15 protein-coding genes are annotated in these 13,809 nt (G+C 64.1%); 9 read left to right on the top strand and 6 right to left on the bottom strand.

Features of this window, described 5'->3' with window-relative positions; translation table 11 throughout:
* Positions 1–22: 22 nt before the first annotated feature.
* The 5 genes from EP376_RS17790 to EP376_RS17810 all read right to left on the bottom strand — a co-directional run bounded on the left by EP376_RS17790 (position 23) and on the right by EP376_RS17810 (position 5,396).
* The gene (locus tag EP376_RS17790) at positions 23–427 is read right to left on the bottom strand and encodes a secondary thiamine-phosphate synthase enzyme YjbQ (RefSeq protein WP_127656977.1); all 405 of its coding nucleotides are present in this window, start codon (positions 425–427) and stop codon (positions 23–25) included.
* Positions 428–433: 6 nt separating this feature from the next.
* Positions 434–709: an HlyU family transcriptional regulator gene (locus EP376_RS17795; protein WP_127656978.1), complete on the bottom strand. Its 276-nt coding sequence runs from the start codon at positions 707–709 to the stop codon at positions 434–436.
* A gap of 9 nt (positions 710–718) precedes the next feature.
* Positions 719–2,707, bottom strand: a complete 1,989-nt coding sequence (gene rpoD / locus EP376_RS17800) for an RNA polymerase sigma factor RpoD (protein WP_127656979.1) — start codon at positions 2,705–2,707, stop codon at positions 719–721.
* Positions 2,708–2,865: 158 nt separating this feature from the next.
* Positions 2,866–4,806, bottom strand: a complete 1,941-nt coding sequence (dnaG, locus tag EP376_RS17805; RefSeq protein WP_127656980.1) for a DNA primase — start codon at positions 4,804–4,806, stop codon at positions 2,866–2,868.
* Positions 4,807–4,937: 131 nt separating this feature from the next.
* Complete coding sequence (locus EP376_RS17810; protein WP_127656981.1) at positions 4,938–5,396, bottom strand: nucleoside deaminase; 459 nt, start codon at positions 5,394–5,396, stop codon at positions 4,938–4,940.
* Positions 5,397–5,460: 64 nt separating this feature from the next.
* On the opposite strand from EP376_RS17810, the gene EP376_RS17815 reads away from it, so the two are divergent.
* The 9 genes from EP376_RS17815 (at position 5,461) to EP376_RS17855 (ending at position 13,320) form a co-directional block, all read left to right on the top strand.
* Positions 5,461–6,336 carry a pseudouridine synthase gene (locus EP376_RS17815; protein ID WP_127656982.1) on the top strand — a complete coding sequence of 292 codons (876 nt, stop codon included), beginning with the start codon at positions 5,461–5,463 and terminating at the stop codon, positions 6,334–6,336.
* Positions 6,337–6,684: 348 nt separating this feature from the next.
* On the top strand, positions 6,685–6,903 hold the full coding sequence (locus EP376_RS17820) for a hypothetical protein (RefSeq protein WP_127656983.1): 219 nt from the start codon (positions 6,685–6,687) through the stop codon (positions 6,901–6,903).
* On the top strand, positions 6,903–7,796 hold the full coding sequence (locus EP376_RS17825) for a 5-bromo-4-chloroindolyl phosphate hydrolysis family protein (RefSeq protein WP_127656984.1): 894 nt from the start codon (positions 6,903–6,905) through the stop codon (positions 7,794–7,796). The genes EP376_RS17820 and EP376_RS17825 overlap by 1 nt, the downstream gene beginning before the upstream one ends.
* A 23-nt stretch (positions 7,797–7,819) precedes the next feature.
* Positions 7,820–9,016: a toxic anion resistance protein gene (locus EP376_RS17830; RefSeq protein WP_127656985.1), complete on the top strand. Its 1,197-nt coding sequence runs from the start codon at positions 7,820–7,822 to the stop codon at positions 9,014–9,016.
* Between the two features lie 6 nt (positions 9,017–9,022).
* Positions 9,023–9,982 carry a DUF2927 domain-containing protein gene (locus EP376_RS17835; RefSeq protein ID WP_127656986.1) on the top strand — a complete coding sequence of 320 codons (960 nt, stop codon included), beginning with the start codon at positions 9,023–9,025 and terminating at the stop codon, positions 9,980–9,982.
* Between the two features lie 55 nt (positions 9,983–10,037).
* Complete coding sequence (locus EP376_RS17840) at positions 10,038–11,159, top strand: SPFH domain-containing protein (protein WP_127656987.1); 1,122 nt, start codon at positions 10,038–10,040, stop codon at positions 11,157–11,159.
* A 32-nt stretch (positions 11,160–11,191) separates the two neighbouring features.
* Positions 11,192–11,662: a cytochrome b gene (locus EP376_RS17845; protein WP_127656988.1), complete on the top strand. Its 471-nt coding sequence runs from the start codon at positions 11,192–11,194 to the stop codon at positions 11,660–11,662.
* Positions 11,659–12,195 carry a cytochrome b/b6 domain-containing protein gene (locus tag EP376_RS17850; protein WP_127656989.1) on the top strand — a complete coding sequence of 179 codons (537 nt, stop codon included), beginning with the start codon at positions 11,659–11,661 and terminating at the stop codon, positions 12,193–12,195. The genes EP376_RS17845 and EP376_RS17850 overlap by 4 nt, the downstream gene beginning before the upstream one ends.
* A gap of 9 nt (positions 12,196–12,204) precedes the next feature.
* Positions 12,205–13,320 carry a TFIIB-type zinc ribbon-containing protein gene (locus tag EP376_RS17855; protein ID WP_127656990.1) on the top strand — a complete coding sequence of 372 codons (1,116 nt, stop codon included), beginning with the start codon at positions 12,205–12,207 and terminating at the stop codon, positions 13,318–13,320.
* Between the two features lie 51 nt (positions 13,321–13,371).
* On the opposite strand, the gene EP376_RS17860 is transcribed toward EP376_RS17855, so the two are convergent.
* On the bottom strand, positions 13,372–13,788 hold the full coding sequence (locus tag EP376_RS17860) for an Hsp20/alpha crystallin family protein (protein WP_127656991.1): 417 nt from the start codon (positions 13,786–13,788) through the stop codon (positions 13,372–13,374).
* Positions 13,789–13,809 lie beyond the last annotated feature (21 nt).

Consider the following 13,809-nt stretch of genomic DNA (forward strand, 5'->3'; position numbering starts at 1 on the left):
GCAACCACTCAAAGCGCGCGTCTCAGGCCAGATGGGCGACGACCTCGCGACTGTGAGAACGGTCACGATGTTCGAAAAGGTAGATCCCCTGCCAGGTTCCAAGCGCCAGATGTCCATTCAGAACAGGAATTGACAAGTGTGTCGGCAGTAGGGCCGCCTTGATATGAGCCGGCATATCGTCCGGACCTTCGTAGGTATGCGTCAGATATAACATCGAAGGGTCGGTGGTGGGCGGAACGAGGCGGCTGAAAAAGGCCGCAAGATCGTCCTGAACCTCGGGGTCGTGGTTCTCCTGGATGAGTAGCGAGCAGGACGTGTGGCGCACGAACAGCGTCAACAGACCATCGCCATCGACCCAACGCGCAACATCGCGGGTGAATTCGTACAGGCCCTGCCCCTGCGTCTGGATTCGGAAGACCGTTTGCACGGGCAATCAGTCGAAAATCCGGTCGCCCTGTTCGTCGATCATCTGGCGCGCCTTGGAAGACGAGGCCGCGGCCGCGTCATCCTTGCTGTTGAGCGTGTCGGCACGGATCAGCTGATGGACCTTGCCATCCTTCTCGATCCGCGCGGCGACACGGTAGACGCCGCCTTCCTTGATCGGCTCGGGCGTAATGGTAAAGCCATTGTACTCTTCGGCCGGACCCGCAGAGGACCCGCCTTCACTGGCCGTTCCCTTGCTTCCGAACAATCTCGACAAGATCGACATGGTCCGCGCCTATTGATCCAGGAACGAGCGGAGTTTGCGGCTCCGGCTCGGATGTTTCAGTTTACGCAGGGCCTTTGCCTCGATCTGGCGGATCCGTTCGCGGGTGACGCTGAACTGCTGGCCGACCTCTTCAAGCGTATGGTCGGTATTCATGCCGATGCCGAACCGCATCCGCAGAACCCGCTCCTCCCGGGGGGTCAGCGACGCCAGAACCCGGGTCGTGGTTTCCTTGAGGTTCTCCTGGATCGCACTGTCGAGAGGCAGGACCGCGTTCTTGTCCTCGATGAAATCGCCCAGCTGGCTGTCTTCCTCGTCGCCGATCGGCGTCTCGAGAGAGATCGGCTCCTTGGCGATCTTCATCACCTTGCGGACCTTCTCCAGCGGCATCTGCAGCTTTTCGGCCAGTTCCTCGGGCGTCGGCTCGCGGCCGATCTCGTGGAGCATCTGGCGGCCGGTGCGCACCAGCTTGTTGATCGTCTCGATCATGTGGACGGGGATACGGATCGTGCGCGCCTGATCGGCGATCGAGCGGGTGATCGCCTGCCGGATCCACCACGTCGCATAGGTCGAGAACTTGTAGCCGCGACGATATTCGAACTTGTCGACGGCCTTCATCAGGCCGATGTTGCCTTCCTGAATGAGATCAAGGAATTGCAGGCCGCGGTTCGTGTATTTCTTGGCGATGGAAATCACGAGCCGGAGGTTTGCCTCGACCATTTCCTTCTTGGCCTGACGGGCCTCTTTCTCGCCCTTCTGGACCTGGCTCACGATGCGCCGGAATTCCTGGATGTCGACACCGACATATTGCCCGACCTGGGCCATGTCGTTGCGCAACTCCTCGACCTTCGACGTCGACCGTTCGATCAGCATCTGCCAGCCGCGGCCCGATTTCTGGCCCATGTCTTCAAGCCAGCTGGGATCAAGTTCGCGGCCGCGATATTCGTCGATGAATTCGCGACGGTTGATCCGGGCCTGGTCTGCCAGCTTCACCATTGCGCTGTCGATCGACATGATCCGCCGGTTGATCCCGTAAAGCTGGTCGATCAGCGCCTCGATCCGGTTGTTGTGCAGGTGTAGCGAATTCACCAACTCAACGATTTCTGATCGCAGCGACTGATAGGTCGTTTCGTCCCGGTCGGAGAAGCTGTCGTCCTCGTTCAGCGTGGCCGAAATCCGCGCGTCCTGCATTTCCGACAGGCGCGAAAAGTCGTGGGCGATCCGCTCCAGCGTCTCGAGGACCCGGGGCTTCAGCGCGGCTTCCATCGCGGCCAGTGACATGTTGGCCTGTTCGTCGTCATCCTCGTCGTCATCGCGCGCGATCGGATTTCCATCGGCGTCGAGTTCCGGCTCATCAGATTTCGGCCCGGATTCGGCGCCACTTGCGACAGAGGTGTCGACGACAGGCTCATCGCCGTCTTCGCCAAGCTGGTTGCCGAACGTCGTCTCGAGGTCGATGACGTCGCGCAGAAGAATGTCTTCGCTCAGAAGTTCGTCGCGCCAGATCGTAATCGCCTGAAACGTCAGGGGGCTTTCACAAAGCCCGAGGATCATCGTGTTCCGGCCAGCCTCGATCCGTTTGGCGATCGCGATCTCGCCTTCGCGGGAAAGCAGTTCGACGGACCCCATTTCCCGCAGATACATCCGCACCGGGTCGTCGGTGCGATCAAGCTTCTCGGTCTCGCCCGAGGAAATCGCCACATCGCGGTTGCCACCGACGGTCGCCACCTCGCGGGATTTGCCGTCATCTTCGACTTCTTCGCTCTCTTCTTCCTCGGTGACCTGGATGCCCATTTCCGACAGCATCGACATCACGTCCTCGATCTGATCGGACGACACCTGGTCGGGGGGAAGAACGCTGTTGAGCTGATCATAGGTGATGTAGCCGCGCTCGCGCGCATCGGCGATCATCTTCTTGACCGCGGCCTGGCTCATGTCGAGGCTGATATCGCCGTCCTGAACGTCTGCCTTGTTCTGGTCGTCGGTGTCTTTCGCGGCCATGCACGACTCCTGAAAATTTTAGCGGGCCAGAGGGATGATTCGCCCGAATCGGTTCAAATACCGAATCAACCTTGTGGAAAAGTGATTCGCAACCAGAGGCGCGCGAATTCATTGCCGAGTGTTGCCGTCCTCTCCGACCTCTTCCCCCTCTAGATAGGTCAGCTTCCGCGCTTTGCAAAGTTGATCGACCCCAAAAGGTTATCAAGCGCGTTTCGTTCGTCCCGTCTCATCCGGGCGCCATTGTCGCCGGTATCGTATTCGGCGCGGTCCTCGTTGTCTCCGCGCCCTGCACGGTCGACCGATTCGGCGGCCTTGCGCAATCGCCATGTCAGACCTTCGTCCACGACGCCCGCCACATCTTCGATCGCGTCCTCGATCTCGCGGGCATGGCCGCGCCGCGCGCTCAGCTTGGCAAGCTCCTCGGCAAGGCAGAGGCGCGCGTTCGACGCATCGCCCGTCCGGCGCACCGCGGGCACGACGGCGATGTGCGGCTGGGCGAAAAGGCGGGCCACCATCTCGGCGCCCAGTTCATCCTCGACGGCGGCCTCCAGCTCTCCGGCTCCCGAGCGCCGAAGGATCGCGCTGCGCAGGGTGGCATGATCCGGGTCGTGGCAATCCATCCTCTCGATCTCGGCCTCGAATTCGTCGATCAGCCCCGGATTGCGCAGCAGAACCGCCAATATCACCCCTTCGCGAAGCCGGTCCTCCGCGGCACCGCCAACGGCAAGGGCCGAGGCCCGGGTGCCGGCAGTGGGATGCGGCGGCGGATCGCGGCGCCAGTCGCCACGCCCGCCACGGCGCAGGGTAGATCGGCCCTTGCCGAACAATTCCCAGCGCAGGTCCTTCAGCTCCTGGCCGTAATGGCTCTTGAGCGAGGGGTCGGGGATGACCCGGATCGCGTCGCGCAGCGCCTTGTCGAGCGCCGCCTTGCGCTCCGGGCTGTCGAAGACCTTTCCCTCGGTCTCGCGCCGCCACAACAGCTGAACCAGCGGAACCGCGCCCTCGATGATGCGCCGCATGGCACCGGCGCCCTGCGCGCGCAGCACGTCGTCGGGATCGAGGCCCGCCGGCATGATGGCAAAGCGCAGCGACCGTCCCGCCTCGAGCAGCGGAAGCGCCAGATCGATCAGCCGCATCGCCGCCCTGAGCCCGGCCGTATCGCCATCGAGCGCGATCACGGGTTCGGGCGACATGCGCCACATCAGCTGCAACTGTTCGGCGGTAATCGCGGTGCCCAAAGGCGCCACGGTGGCGGCAAACCCCGCCTCCACGAGGGCGATCGTATCCATGTAGCCCTCGGCCACGACCAGCGGCCCGTTCTTCCCCGAAGCCTCCCGGGCGGGGCCGTGGTTGTAAAGGCTCCGTCCCTTGTCGAACAGCGGGGTTTCAGGCGAATTCAGATACTTGGCCCGGGCATTCGCATCCATCGCCCGCCCGCCCAGCGCGATGGCGCGGCCACGTGAATCCCGGATCGGAAAGATGATCCGACCGCGGAACCTGTCATAGGCCGGGCCGCCGTCATCTGGCCGGGCCGCAAGACCCGCCTCGACGATCAGCGCCTCGTCGATCCCCTTGGCCTTGAGCGCCGAAAGCACGCCCTGCCTCTGGTCTGGCGCAAAGCCGATCTCCCACCGTTCCAGCGCGGCGGCATCAAGGCCCCGGCCGTCAAGGTAGTCACGCGCGGACCCGGCCTGCGCCGTCCTGAGTTGCAGGCGGTAATGCTGAACGGCCTGCTCCATCACGTCGCTCAGCCGGGTGCGGCGGTCGGCCTTCTGCTGCGCCTCGGGGTCGCGGCGGGGCACCGGCATGCCGGCTTCGCGGGCGAGGATCTCGACCGCCTCCATGAAGCTGACATTCTCGGTTTCCTGCACGAAGTTGAAGGCATCGCCCTTCGCATGGCAGCCGAAGCAATAATAGAATCCCTTCCGGTCATCGACGTGGAAGGAGGCTGTCTTTTCCTGGTGGAACGGACATGGCGCCCAGAGGTCGCCCTTGCCCTGATTGGATTTCCGGTTGTCCCACATGACCTTGCGGCCCACGACCTGGCCAAGGCTCAGGCGGCCACGAAGCTCGTCGATGAAACCGGGGGGCAGACTCATGGGCAGAGTATCGTGAGCGGGTGCGCCACAATCAAGGCTGCCTCGCTCATCTTTCTGTGGATTGGCGCTTTTGTCCTGTCCGGCCGGGACGACGGCCCCCGTCCCCCGTGCCACGGTCGTGCCAAAATTATCTAATTTTGGCTGCCCCGCCGCGTGGCGAAGAACGCGCGCAGGAGGGTCGCGCACTGTTCTTCTGCAATCCCGTCATAGATTTCGGGGACATGGTGGCATTGCGGATGCGCAAAGACGCGCGCGCCGTGCGTCACGCCGCCCGATTTCGGATCGGCGGCCCCGAAATAGAGCCGCGACAGACGGGCATGGGAAATCGCGGCCGCACACATCGCGCAGGGCTCGAGCGTCACGTGGATATCAGCACCGGTCAGCCGCTCCTGGCCGAGCCGGGTGCAGGCCGCGCGGATGGCCAGAATCTCGGCATGGGCGGTCGGATCGGCAAGCTCGCGGGTCCGGTTGCCGGCCTGCGCCAGCACCTCACCATCCCGCACGATGACCGCGCCCACGGGCACCTCGCCCCGCGCGGCGGCGGCGCGGGCCTCGTCCAGCGCGATCTCCATGTAGCTGCGAAACACCATGCCCCCATCTGCCCGGCTCCCGGGGCCTCTGGCAAGAGCCGCCGCGATAGCTTAGAGCCGGGACATGTCCAGAGAACCCTCCTCCCCGCAAGCAGGCGACCGGATCGCCAAGGTCCTCAGCCGCGCGGGCGTCGCCTCCCGGCGCGATGCCGAACGTATGATCGAGGCCGGACGCGTCTCGGTCAACGGCAAGAAGATCACGAGCCCCGCTCTCAACGTCGCGGCCAGCGACAAGATCGCCGTCGATGGCAAACCGGTCGGCCCGCCCGAACCGCCGCGCCTGTGGCTGTATCACAAGCCGACGGGCCTTGTGACAACGAGCCGGGATGAACTGGGCCGGCCCACCATCTTTGACCGGCTGCCCGACGACATGCCGCGCGTGATGCCGGTCGGGCGTCTCGACCTGACCTCGGAGGGTCTTCTGATTCTGACCAATGACGGCGAGGTCAAACGGCGGCTGGAACTGCCCTCGACCGGCTGGCTCCGCCGGTACCGGGTGCGGATCAAGGGCGCGCTGTCGGAAGCCGCGCTCGACACCTTGCGCCGGGGGATCACCGTCGAAGGGATCACCTACCAGCCGATGGAGGTGACCTTCGATCGCCAGCAGGGCGCCAACGCCTGGCTGACCGTATCGCTGCGCGAGGGCAAGAACCGCGAGATCCGCCGCGCGATGGAGGCCCTTGGGGTGACGGTCAACCGGCTGATCCGGCTGAGCTATGGTCCGTTCCAGCTTGGCAACCTCGCCGCGGGCGACGTGCAGGAGGTGCGCGCCAAGGTGGTCCGCGATCAGCTTGGGATCGATGCGCCGACGCAGGCGGGCAAGCCCGTGCGGCCGGGCGGCAAGCCCCCGCGTCCCGGCACCAAGGTCCAGCGCCGCAGAAAGGGGCCCGCCGGGACAGCGGACCCCTCCACCCCCAAAGGGATGTCGCGGCGGACCTGAACCAACACGAAGGCATGAATATCATACCACCTTCTCAAGATTCGCCGCCTGCCGGACGGGGTATCAAGGGATTTGCTCCCCACCCGGGACGCCCCCACCCAGGACAAGCCCGCTGGTGACGCAACGGCACCATGATCCTGCACCCTATGACGAAACAGGGGGAAAAGGCCGCTGTTTTTCCCGAAATGAAATCGTAAAATCGCTTGTTTCCAGAGCGTTACTCCGTCAATCGGCGGGTCTTGGTGACAGTTGGAGCAATCGCCCTCTCGCAATCGCGGCGATGTTCCACATATGTTAACCTCATGGGCGGGTATTTCGCCCGCAGCCAGAGCACGATCAAGTTTCACAATGACCCGATTGATCTTCATCCTGCTGTCTGTCGCCGTGATCGCCGTCACGGTCTCGTTCGTTATGTCGCTCGTCCGGTCTTTGGGCGGGGGGGAGCCCCGCCCGGTTTCGGGCCCTCAGATGGAGTTTTCGATGCCCGGAGCCATCCAGACCATCGCTTACGTTCTTCTAGTCATTCTGATGTTCGGTGTCGCGACCGGGCTGATCGGGGGCCTGTGATGGCACGCAGATTCGGCGGTGAACACAGTCCCGGACAGACCCAGGGCGGCAAGACAGACAGCCTGCGCCAGGCGCGCCGCGAAGACGCCCGTGTCGATGCGGCCGGCGCCAGGGCAAACATCCTGTTCCTGCCGCCGGTGCTCCTTGTCTTTCTGTCACTGAATGAAGGGGCCGCGGCCCTGACCGTTGCCGTTCTGTCTGGCGCGATCCTCGTTCTGGCGGCCTGGCTCCTGCGCGAGGGCCTGCGGGCCGAGGCCGCCTACAATGCCCGCCCGATCGCGCGGCGCCCCGCGCTGCCGCGCAAGATGCTGTCCTCGGTCCTGACCGGGATCGGGATCGGCCTTGCCGCCACCACGGGGGACGGGTCTATCCTTGCCGCTGGCCTTTACGGGCTGGTCGGGATCGGCCTGCATGTGACCGCCTTTGGCATCGACCCGCTGAAAGACAAGCGCATGGAAGGCATCGACACGTTCCAGCAGGATCGCGTGGCCCGTGTCGTGGACGAGGCCGAAAGCCTGCTCGAGGCGATGCGCGGTCAGATCGCGAGCCTCAAGGATCGCAAGCTCGATCTGGCTGTCGCGCGGTTTCAGGCCACGGCCCGCCAGATGATCCGCACCGTCGAAGAGGATCCGAGGGATCTGACGGCAGCCCGCAAATACCTCGGCGTCTACCTGATGGGCGCGCGCGACGCCTCGGCCAAGTTCGCCGATCTTTACCGCAAGCACGGAGACGAGGACGCCCGCGCCGAATACGAGGCACTACTGGTCGATCTGGAACAGAATTTCGCGGCCCGGACAGAGAAACTTCTGGAGGGGGACCGCACGGACATGGATATTGAAATCAAGGTGCTGCGCGACCGTTTGCAGCGTGAAGGGGTCGCTCCGCCGGAGTAAGGCCCGAAACAGGGAGTTTTGGTATGTCAGAAGATGTTCGTAACCGCGCCAACGCCGCGCTTGCAGAGGTGGAGAAAGTCACCGCCGTCGTCCTGCCCGAACCGAAGGGAGAGATCGTGTCGCTTGCAGCCGCCCCGGCGCCACAGGCCGAAGAAATCACCCGGCGCATGTCGGAACTCGACATGTCCGACACGAATTCGATCGTGTCGTTCGGATCGTCCGCACAGGCGGAATTGCAGCAGATCTCCCAATCCATGCTGCAGGGCGTCCGCAACAAGGACGTGGGCCCCGCAGGCGACAGCCTGCGCACCATCGTGACCACGATCCGCGGCTTCAATGTCTCGGAACTCGATGTGCGGCGCGAGCGCACCTTCTGGGAAAAGCTTCTGGGCCGCGCGGCGCCGATGGCGAAATTCGCCGCCCGCTTCGAAGAGGTTCAGGGCCAGATCGACAGCATCACCGATGATCTGCTGAAACATGAACATGTTCTGCTGAAGGATATCGAAAGCCTCGATGTCCTTTATGACAAGACCCTCGCCTTCTATGACGAACTGGCGCTGTATATCGCGGCCGGCGAGGCCAAGATCGAGGAACTCGACACCACGACGATCCCCGCCAAGGAGGCCGAGGTGCAGGCCGCCCCCGAAGATGAGGGCGTGATGAAGGCGCAGGAATTGCGCGATCTGCGCTCGGCCCGGGACGATCTGGAACGCCGGGTCCACGACCTCAAGCTGACACGGCAGGTCACGATGCAGTCGCTGCCCTCGATCCGGCTGGTTCAGGAAAACGACAAGAGCCTTGTCACCAAGATCAACTCCACCCTCGTCAACACGGTGCCGCTTTGGGAAACCCAGCTGGCGCAGGCCGTGACGATCCAGCGCTCGGCCGAGGCCGCAAAGGCGGTCCGCGAGGCGAACGATCTCACGAACGAGCTTCTGACCGCAAATGCCGAAAACCTTCGCTCTGCCAACAAGGCGATCCGCACCGAGATGGAGCGGGGCGTTTTCGACATCGAGGCCGTCAAGTCGGCCAACGCCAACCTGATCGCGACGATCGAGGAAAGCCTTCAGATCGCCGACGAGGGCAAGCGTAAACGGGCCGAGGCCGAAGCGGATCTTCAAGAGATGGAAGCCGAATTGAAAGACACGCTTGCCTCCGCCAAGGCGCGCGGCAGCGGCACCGGCGCCCAGGTTGGCGAAGCCGTCGATCCGGCGACCTGATCGCCCATGAAACCCGGGAACCGGTCCGGTCTGCTTTGCACGGCGGTCCTTGCGCTGGGGCTTCTGTCGGCCTGCGAGGACCCCTCGACGCCGGGCGGGCCAGACCCGGATGGGGGCCTCGCGCCGGACATGGGGGCGGGCCTCGACCTGCCCCCCCCGTCCGAGAACAGCGCGGCCCTTGCCGTCTATTACCGCCGACTGCAGAACGATCTTCTGGTTCAGGGTCTCCTGAGGGGCGATGGCGGCGGGCCGGACACGCCCTTCACCGACGAGATGCTGGCGCGCAACTTCATCCGCATTGCGCTGTTTGATGAATACCGGGCCGATGGCGACATCCTGCGCGCCGAGGCGACGATCAGCCGTCTGCGCCGCTGGGAACAACCGATCCGGATGGCCGTCGAATTCGGCGAGTCGATCCCTGTGGATCAGCGCGCGCGCGATGTGAATTCGATTGGCGCCTATGCCGCGCGTTTGTCGCGCCTGACGAATGTTCCGATCACCCAGACGTCGAACGACGCGAATTTCCATGTCTTCATCCTGAACGAGGATGACCGGGTCGGCTATGAGGACAGGTTGCGCCAGATCGTGCCCGGCATCGGCGAAAGCTCAGTCCGAGCCTTCATGGCGCCGGGCCGCGAAACTCTGTGCCTCGTCATCGCGTTTTCCGAGGCCGGCGCCCCCACCTACAGCCGCGCCGTGGCGCTGATCCGGGGCGAACATCCCGATCTTCTGCGCCTTGCCTGCATTCATGAGGAACTGGCGCAGGGCATGGGACTTGCCAATGACAGCCCGCAGGCCCGCCCCTCGATCTTCAACGATGACGAGGAATTCGGGCTTCTGACCCGGCATGACGAGCTGCTCTTGCGCATGCTCTACGATGACCGCCTTCGCCCCGGCATGACCGCCGCCGAAGCCGCCCCCATCGCGCGGCAGATCGCAGCCGAGTTGATCGGAGGCGAAAGTTGACTTTCTCGAGCCTTCGGGCACACCGTTCTTACAGATAGCTAAGGGAGCCTTGCCCATGGGCATTCTCGATTTTCTTTCCGGCCAGTTCATTGACGTCATCCACTGGACCGACAACACCAACGACACCATGGTCTGGCGGTTCGAGCGCGAGGGCCACGAGATCAAGTACGGCGCCAAGCTGACGGTGCGCGAAGGGCAATCCGCCGTCTTCGTGCACGAGGGCGTTCTGGCGGATGTGTTCTCACCTGGGCTCTACATGCTCGAGACGAACAACATGCCGATCATGACCTCGCTTCAGCACTGGGATCACGGGTTCCGGTCGCCCTTCAAGTCCGAGGTCTATTTCGTCAACACCACCCGCTTTACCGACAACAAGTGGGGCACCAAGAACCCGATCATGGTGCGTGATCCGGAATTCGGGCCAACCCGCCTGCGCGCCTTCGGCACCTATACGATGCGCGTGGCCGAGCCTGCCAAGTTCATGACCGAGATCGTCGGCACCGACGGTGAATTCACGTCCGACGAGATCACGATGCAGATCCGCAATATCGTCGTGCAGGAAGTCTCTCGGGTGCTGGCCTCTTCGGGCATCGCCGTGCTCGACATGGCGGCCAACACGGCTGACATGGGCAAGCTGGTGACGCAGGCCATCGCGCCCACAATCGCGCAATACGGCCTCGCGATCCCGGAATTCTACATCGAGAACATTTCGCTGCCCTCCGAAGTCGAGAAGGTCCTCGACAAGCGGACTTCGATGGGGATCGTGGGTGATCTCAACCGCTATTCCCAGTTTGCCGCCGCCGAAGCGATGGGCATGGCCGCCGAGAACCAGGGCGGCGCGGGCGCCGGCATGGGCGCGGGGCTTGGCATGGGCATGGGCATGGCCATGGGCGGGATGACCGGCCCATGGGGCGCGGCTCCGCAACCTCAGGCACCCGCGGCTGCGCCGCCGCCACCGCCTCCGCCGGTCGAGCATGTCTGGCATATCGCCAAGGATGGCCAGACCCATGGTCCGTTTTCAAAGGCGACGATGGGCCAGAAGGCCGCGGCGGGTGATCTGACACGAGAGTCGATGGTCTGGACCCCCGGACAGGACGGCTGGATGCGGGCCGAGGATGTGCCGGAACTGGCACAGCTCTTCACCGTTCTGCCCCCGCCCCCGCCACCGGGCATCTGACGGGTCATATTCCTTCACAAAGGACAGCACACATGTCGACGACAACAGGCTATTCGCGCAGCCAGATTGCGCTTCATTGGCTGACGGCAATCGGCGTCGTGATCGCCTTTCTGAGCCATGAAGGGATGGAAGACGCGTTCGAGACGCTGCGCGACACGGGCGGCTCGCCCCACCCCACGATCCACAGCGTCGCGGGGATCACCGTGTTCTGGCTGGTCTTGATCCGGCTCTGGCTCCGGCGGCGCAACGCGCCCGAGCCGGAGGGAGAGGGACTGGCCCAGACCGCCGCGATCTGGGGGCATCGGCTGCTTTACCTTCTGCTTCTGGCCGTGCCTCTGGGCGGGTTCCTGACATGGATCGTCGGGATCCACGCTCTCGACGATCTGCATGGCAGCGCCGGACAGGCCCTGATGGTCGTGGCGCTTGGCCATGCGCTGATGGCATTCTATCATCACTACGTGAAAAAGGACGGCACCCTGCGCCGGATGATCAAGCCGCAATGAGACTGCCCGCGCGACGCACGATGCTCAAGACCATCCATTGGTCGATGGTGCCGCTCGCGCTGTGGTTCACGCTGGTTCAGCCCCGCGACGTGGCCGCGATCGGCCCCTGGGCGGTCGAGCTGCATTCGATCCTCGGACTGGTCTTCGTGTCGGGCGCGCTGATCTGGTGGGCCGATTACCTGCGCCGCGGGCTGGCCTCGCGGCCCGGCCCGAAACTGCCGCCCTGGGCGCGGCGGGTCCATGCGATCCTGCACCGCGTGATGATCTGGGGCCTGTTCGGCGTCGCCCTGACAGGCCTCGGCCTCGGGCTGACGGCCAGCCGTCAGCTTTGGGCCGGGGGGATCGTGCCGATCGGTGTTCCGCTTGGCCTGCCGCAAGCCAATGACGTGATCGGCCTGATCCATACGATCGAGTTCTACCTGCTGGCGGCGATCATCGCCTTTCACGCAGGTTTTCACATCTGGCGCCACGTCGCCCTGCGCGACAATGCACTGCGCATCATGGCGCCGCGCGCGCTCTACAAGTATCTCTGAGGCCCCGACATGACCGATCAGGACGACGCACCCGCGATCCCGGAGGAGAAGCACCATTTCCCCTGCGGTCAATGCGGCGGCGATCTGGAATACCAACCCGGAGAGACGCATCTGGTCTGCCCGCATTGCGGCCACGAGGAAACGATCGATCAGAGCGCCGACCGCACCGAGGCCCTGCGTGAGCGCGACTTCGACGCGGCCCTGCGCAACCAGATCGACACCGCCGATATCGAGGAAACGCGCGTCGTCAAATGCCCCAATTGCGGCGCCCAGACGGAATTCGACGAGGCCGATCAGGCCGGCCGCTGCCCGTTCTGCGACACCCCCGTCGTCACCGATACCGGCACGCATCGGCATATCAAGCCCGCCGCCGTCCTGCCCTTCAGGATCGAGGAGGGCGTGGCCCGCGCCTCGATGACGAAATGGCTGGGCCGGCTCTGGTTCGCGCCCAACGGATTGCAGGAATATGCCCGCAAGGGCCGCACCATGAGCGGCATCTACGTCCCCTACTGGACCTATGACACCAAGACCCGCAGCCGCTATCGCGGCGCGCGGGGAGAACATTACTGGGTCACCCGAACCGTGCGGCGCAACGGAAAGACCGAACAGGTTCGCGAACGCAAGACGCGCTGGTATCCGGCTTCGGGGACGGTGGCGCGGAATTTCGACGATCTGCTGGTACTGGCCTCGCGGTCACTGCCCAAGGATTATACCGACGCGCTGGAACCCTGGGATCTGGGCGATCTGGAGCCGTATCAGCCTGAATACCTCGCCGGGTTCCGGGCCGAGGGGTATCAGGTCGAACTGGTCGACGGCTATTCCGAGGCGCGCGACCGGATGGATCAGGTCATCCGGCAGGACGTGCGCCGCGATATCGGCGGCGACGCACAGCGGATCAACCATGTCGACAGCGATTACTGGGACATCACGTTCAAGCATGTCCTGCTGCCGGTCTGGCTCGCCGCCTACAAGTATCGCGGCAAGACCTACCGTTTTGTCGTCAACGGCCAGACTGGCAAGGTCAAGGGCGAGAGGCCCTGGTCGGCCTGGAAGATCGCCATCGCCGTCGTCCTTGGCCTGATCGTCGCGGGCGCAATCGGCTATGTCGCCTATCTGAACCAGTAGCCCGGACTGGGCCCCGCGTCGCGGGGTGCGCGGGGCCTGTCCGGCGCCGGATCAGCCAGTCCTGACCTCGATCTTGCGCGACGAACGTTCGGGCTCGGCCCGTTTCGGAACCGTCACCACGAGGACCCCGTCCTTCAGGTCAGCCGAGACCTTTTCGTGATCGGCATCGCCGGGCAGACGGAACGACCGGCGAAACGCGCCGTACTGTCGCTCGCTGAAATACCAGGTGTCGCCCTTGTCCTCGCGTTCAAACTTCTTCTCGCCGGTGACTGTCACCACGCCTTCGTCGACCGTCAGTTCGATGTCATCGCGGTCCACGCCGGGCAATTCCATCGAGATGCGGTAGCTCTGATCATCGGTGGAGGCATCAGACGCGGGCGAGACGAGGTTCGCCAGCCGGGTGCCGAAATTCCGGAAGGGCTCGTAGAGAGATGGCCACAATCCGCTTGTCTGGTTCGTTTCAACCATGATCGCTCCTCCTTTCATTGC

It is taken from the genome of Alexandriicola marinus, assembly GCF_004000435.1.
Taxonomy (GTDB): Bacteria; Pseudomonadota; Alphaproteobacteria; order Rhodobacterales; family Rhodobacteraceae; genus Alexandriicola; species Alexandriicola marinus.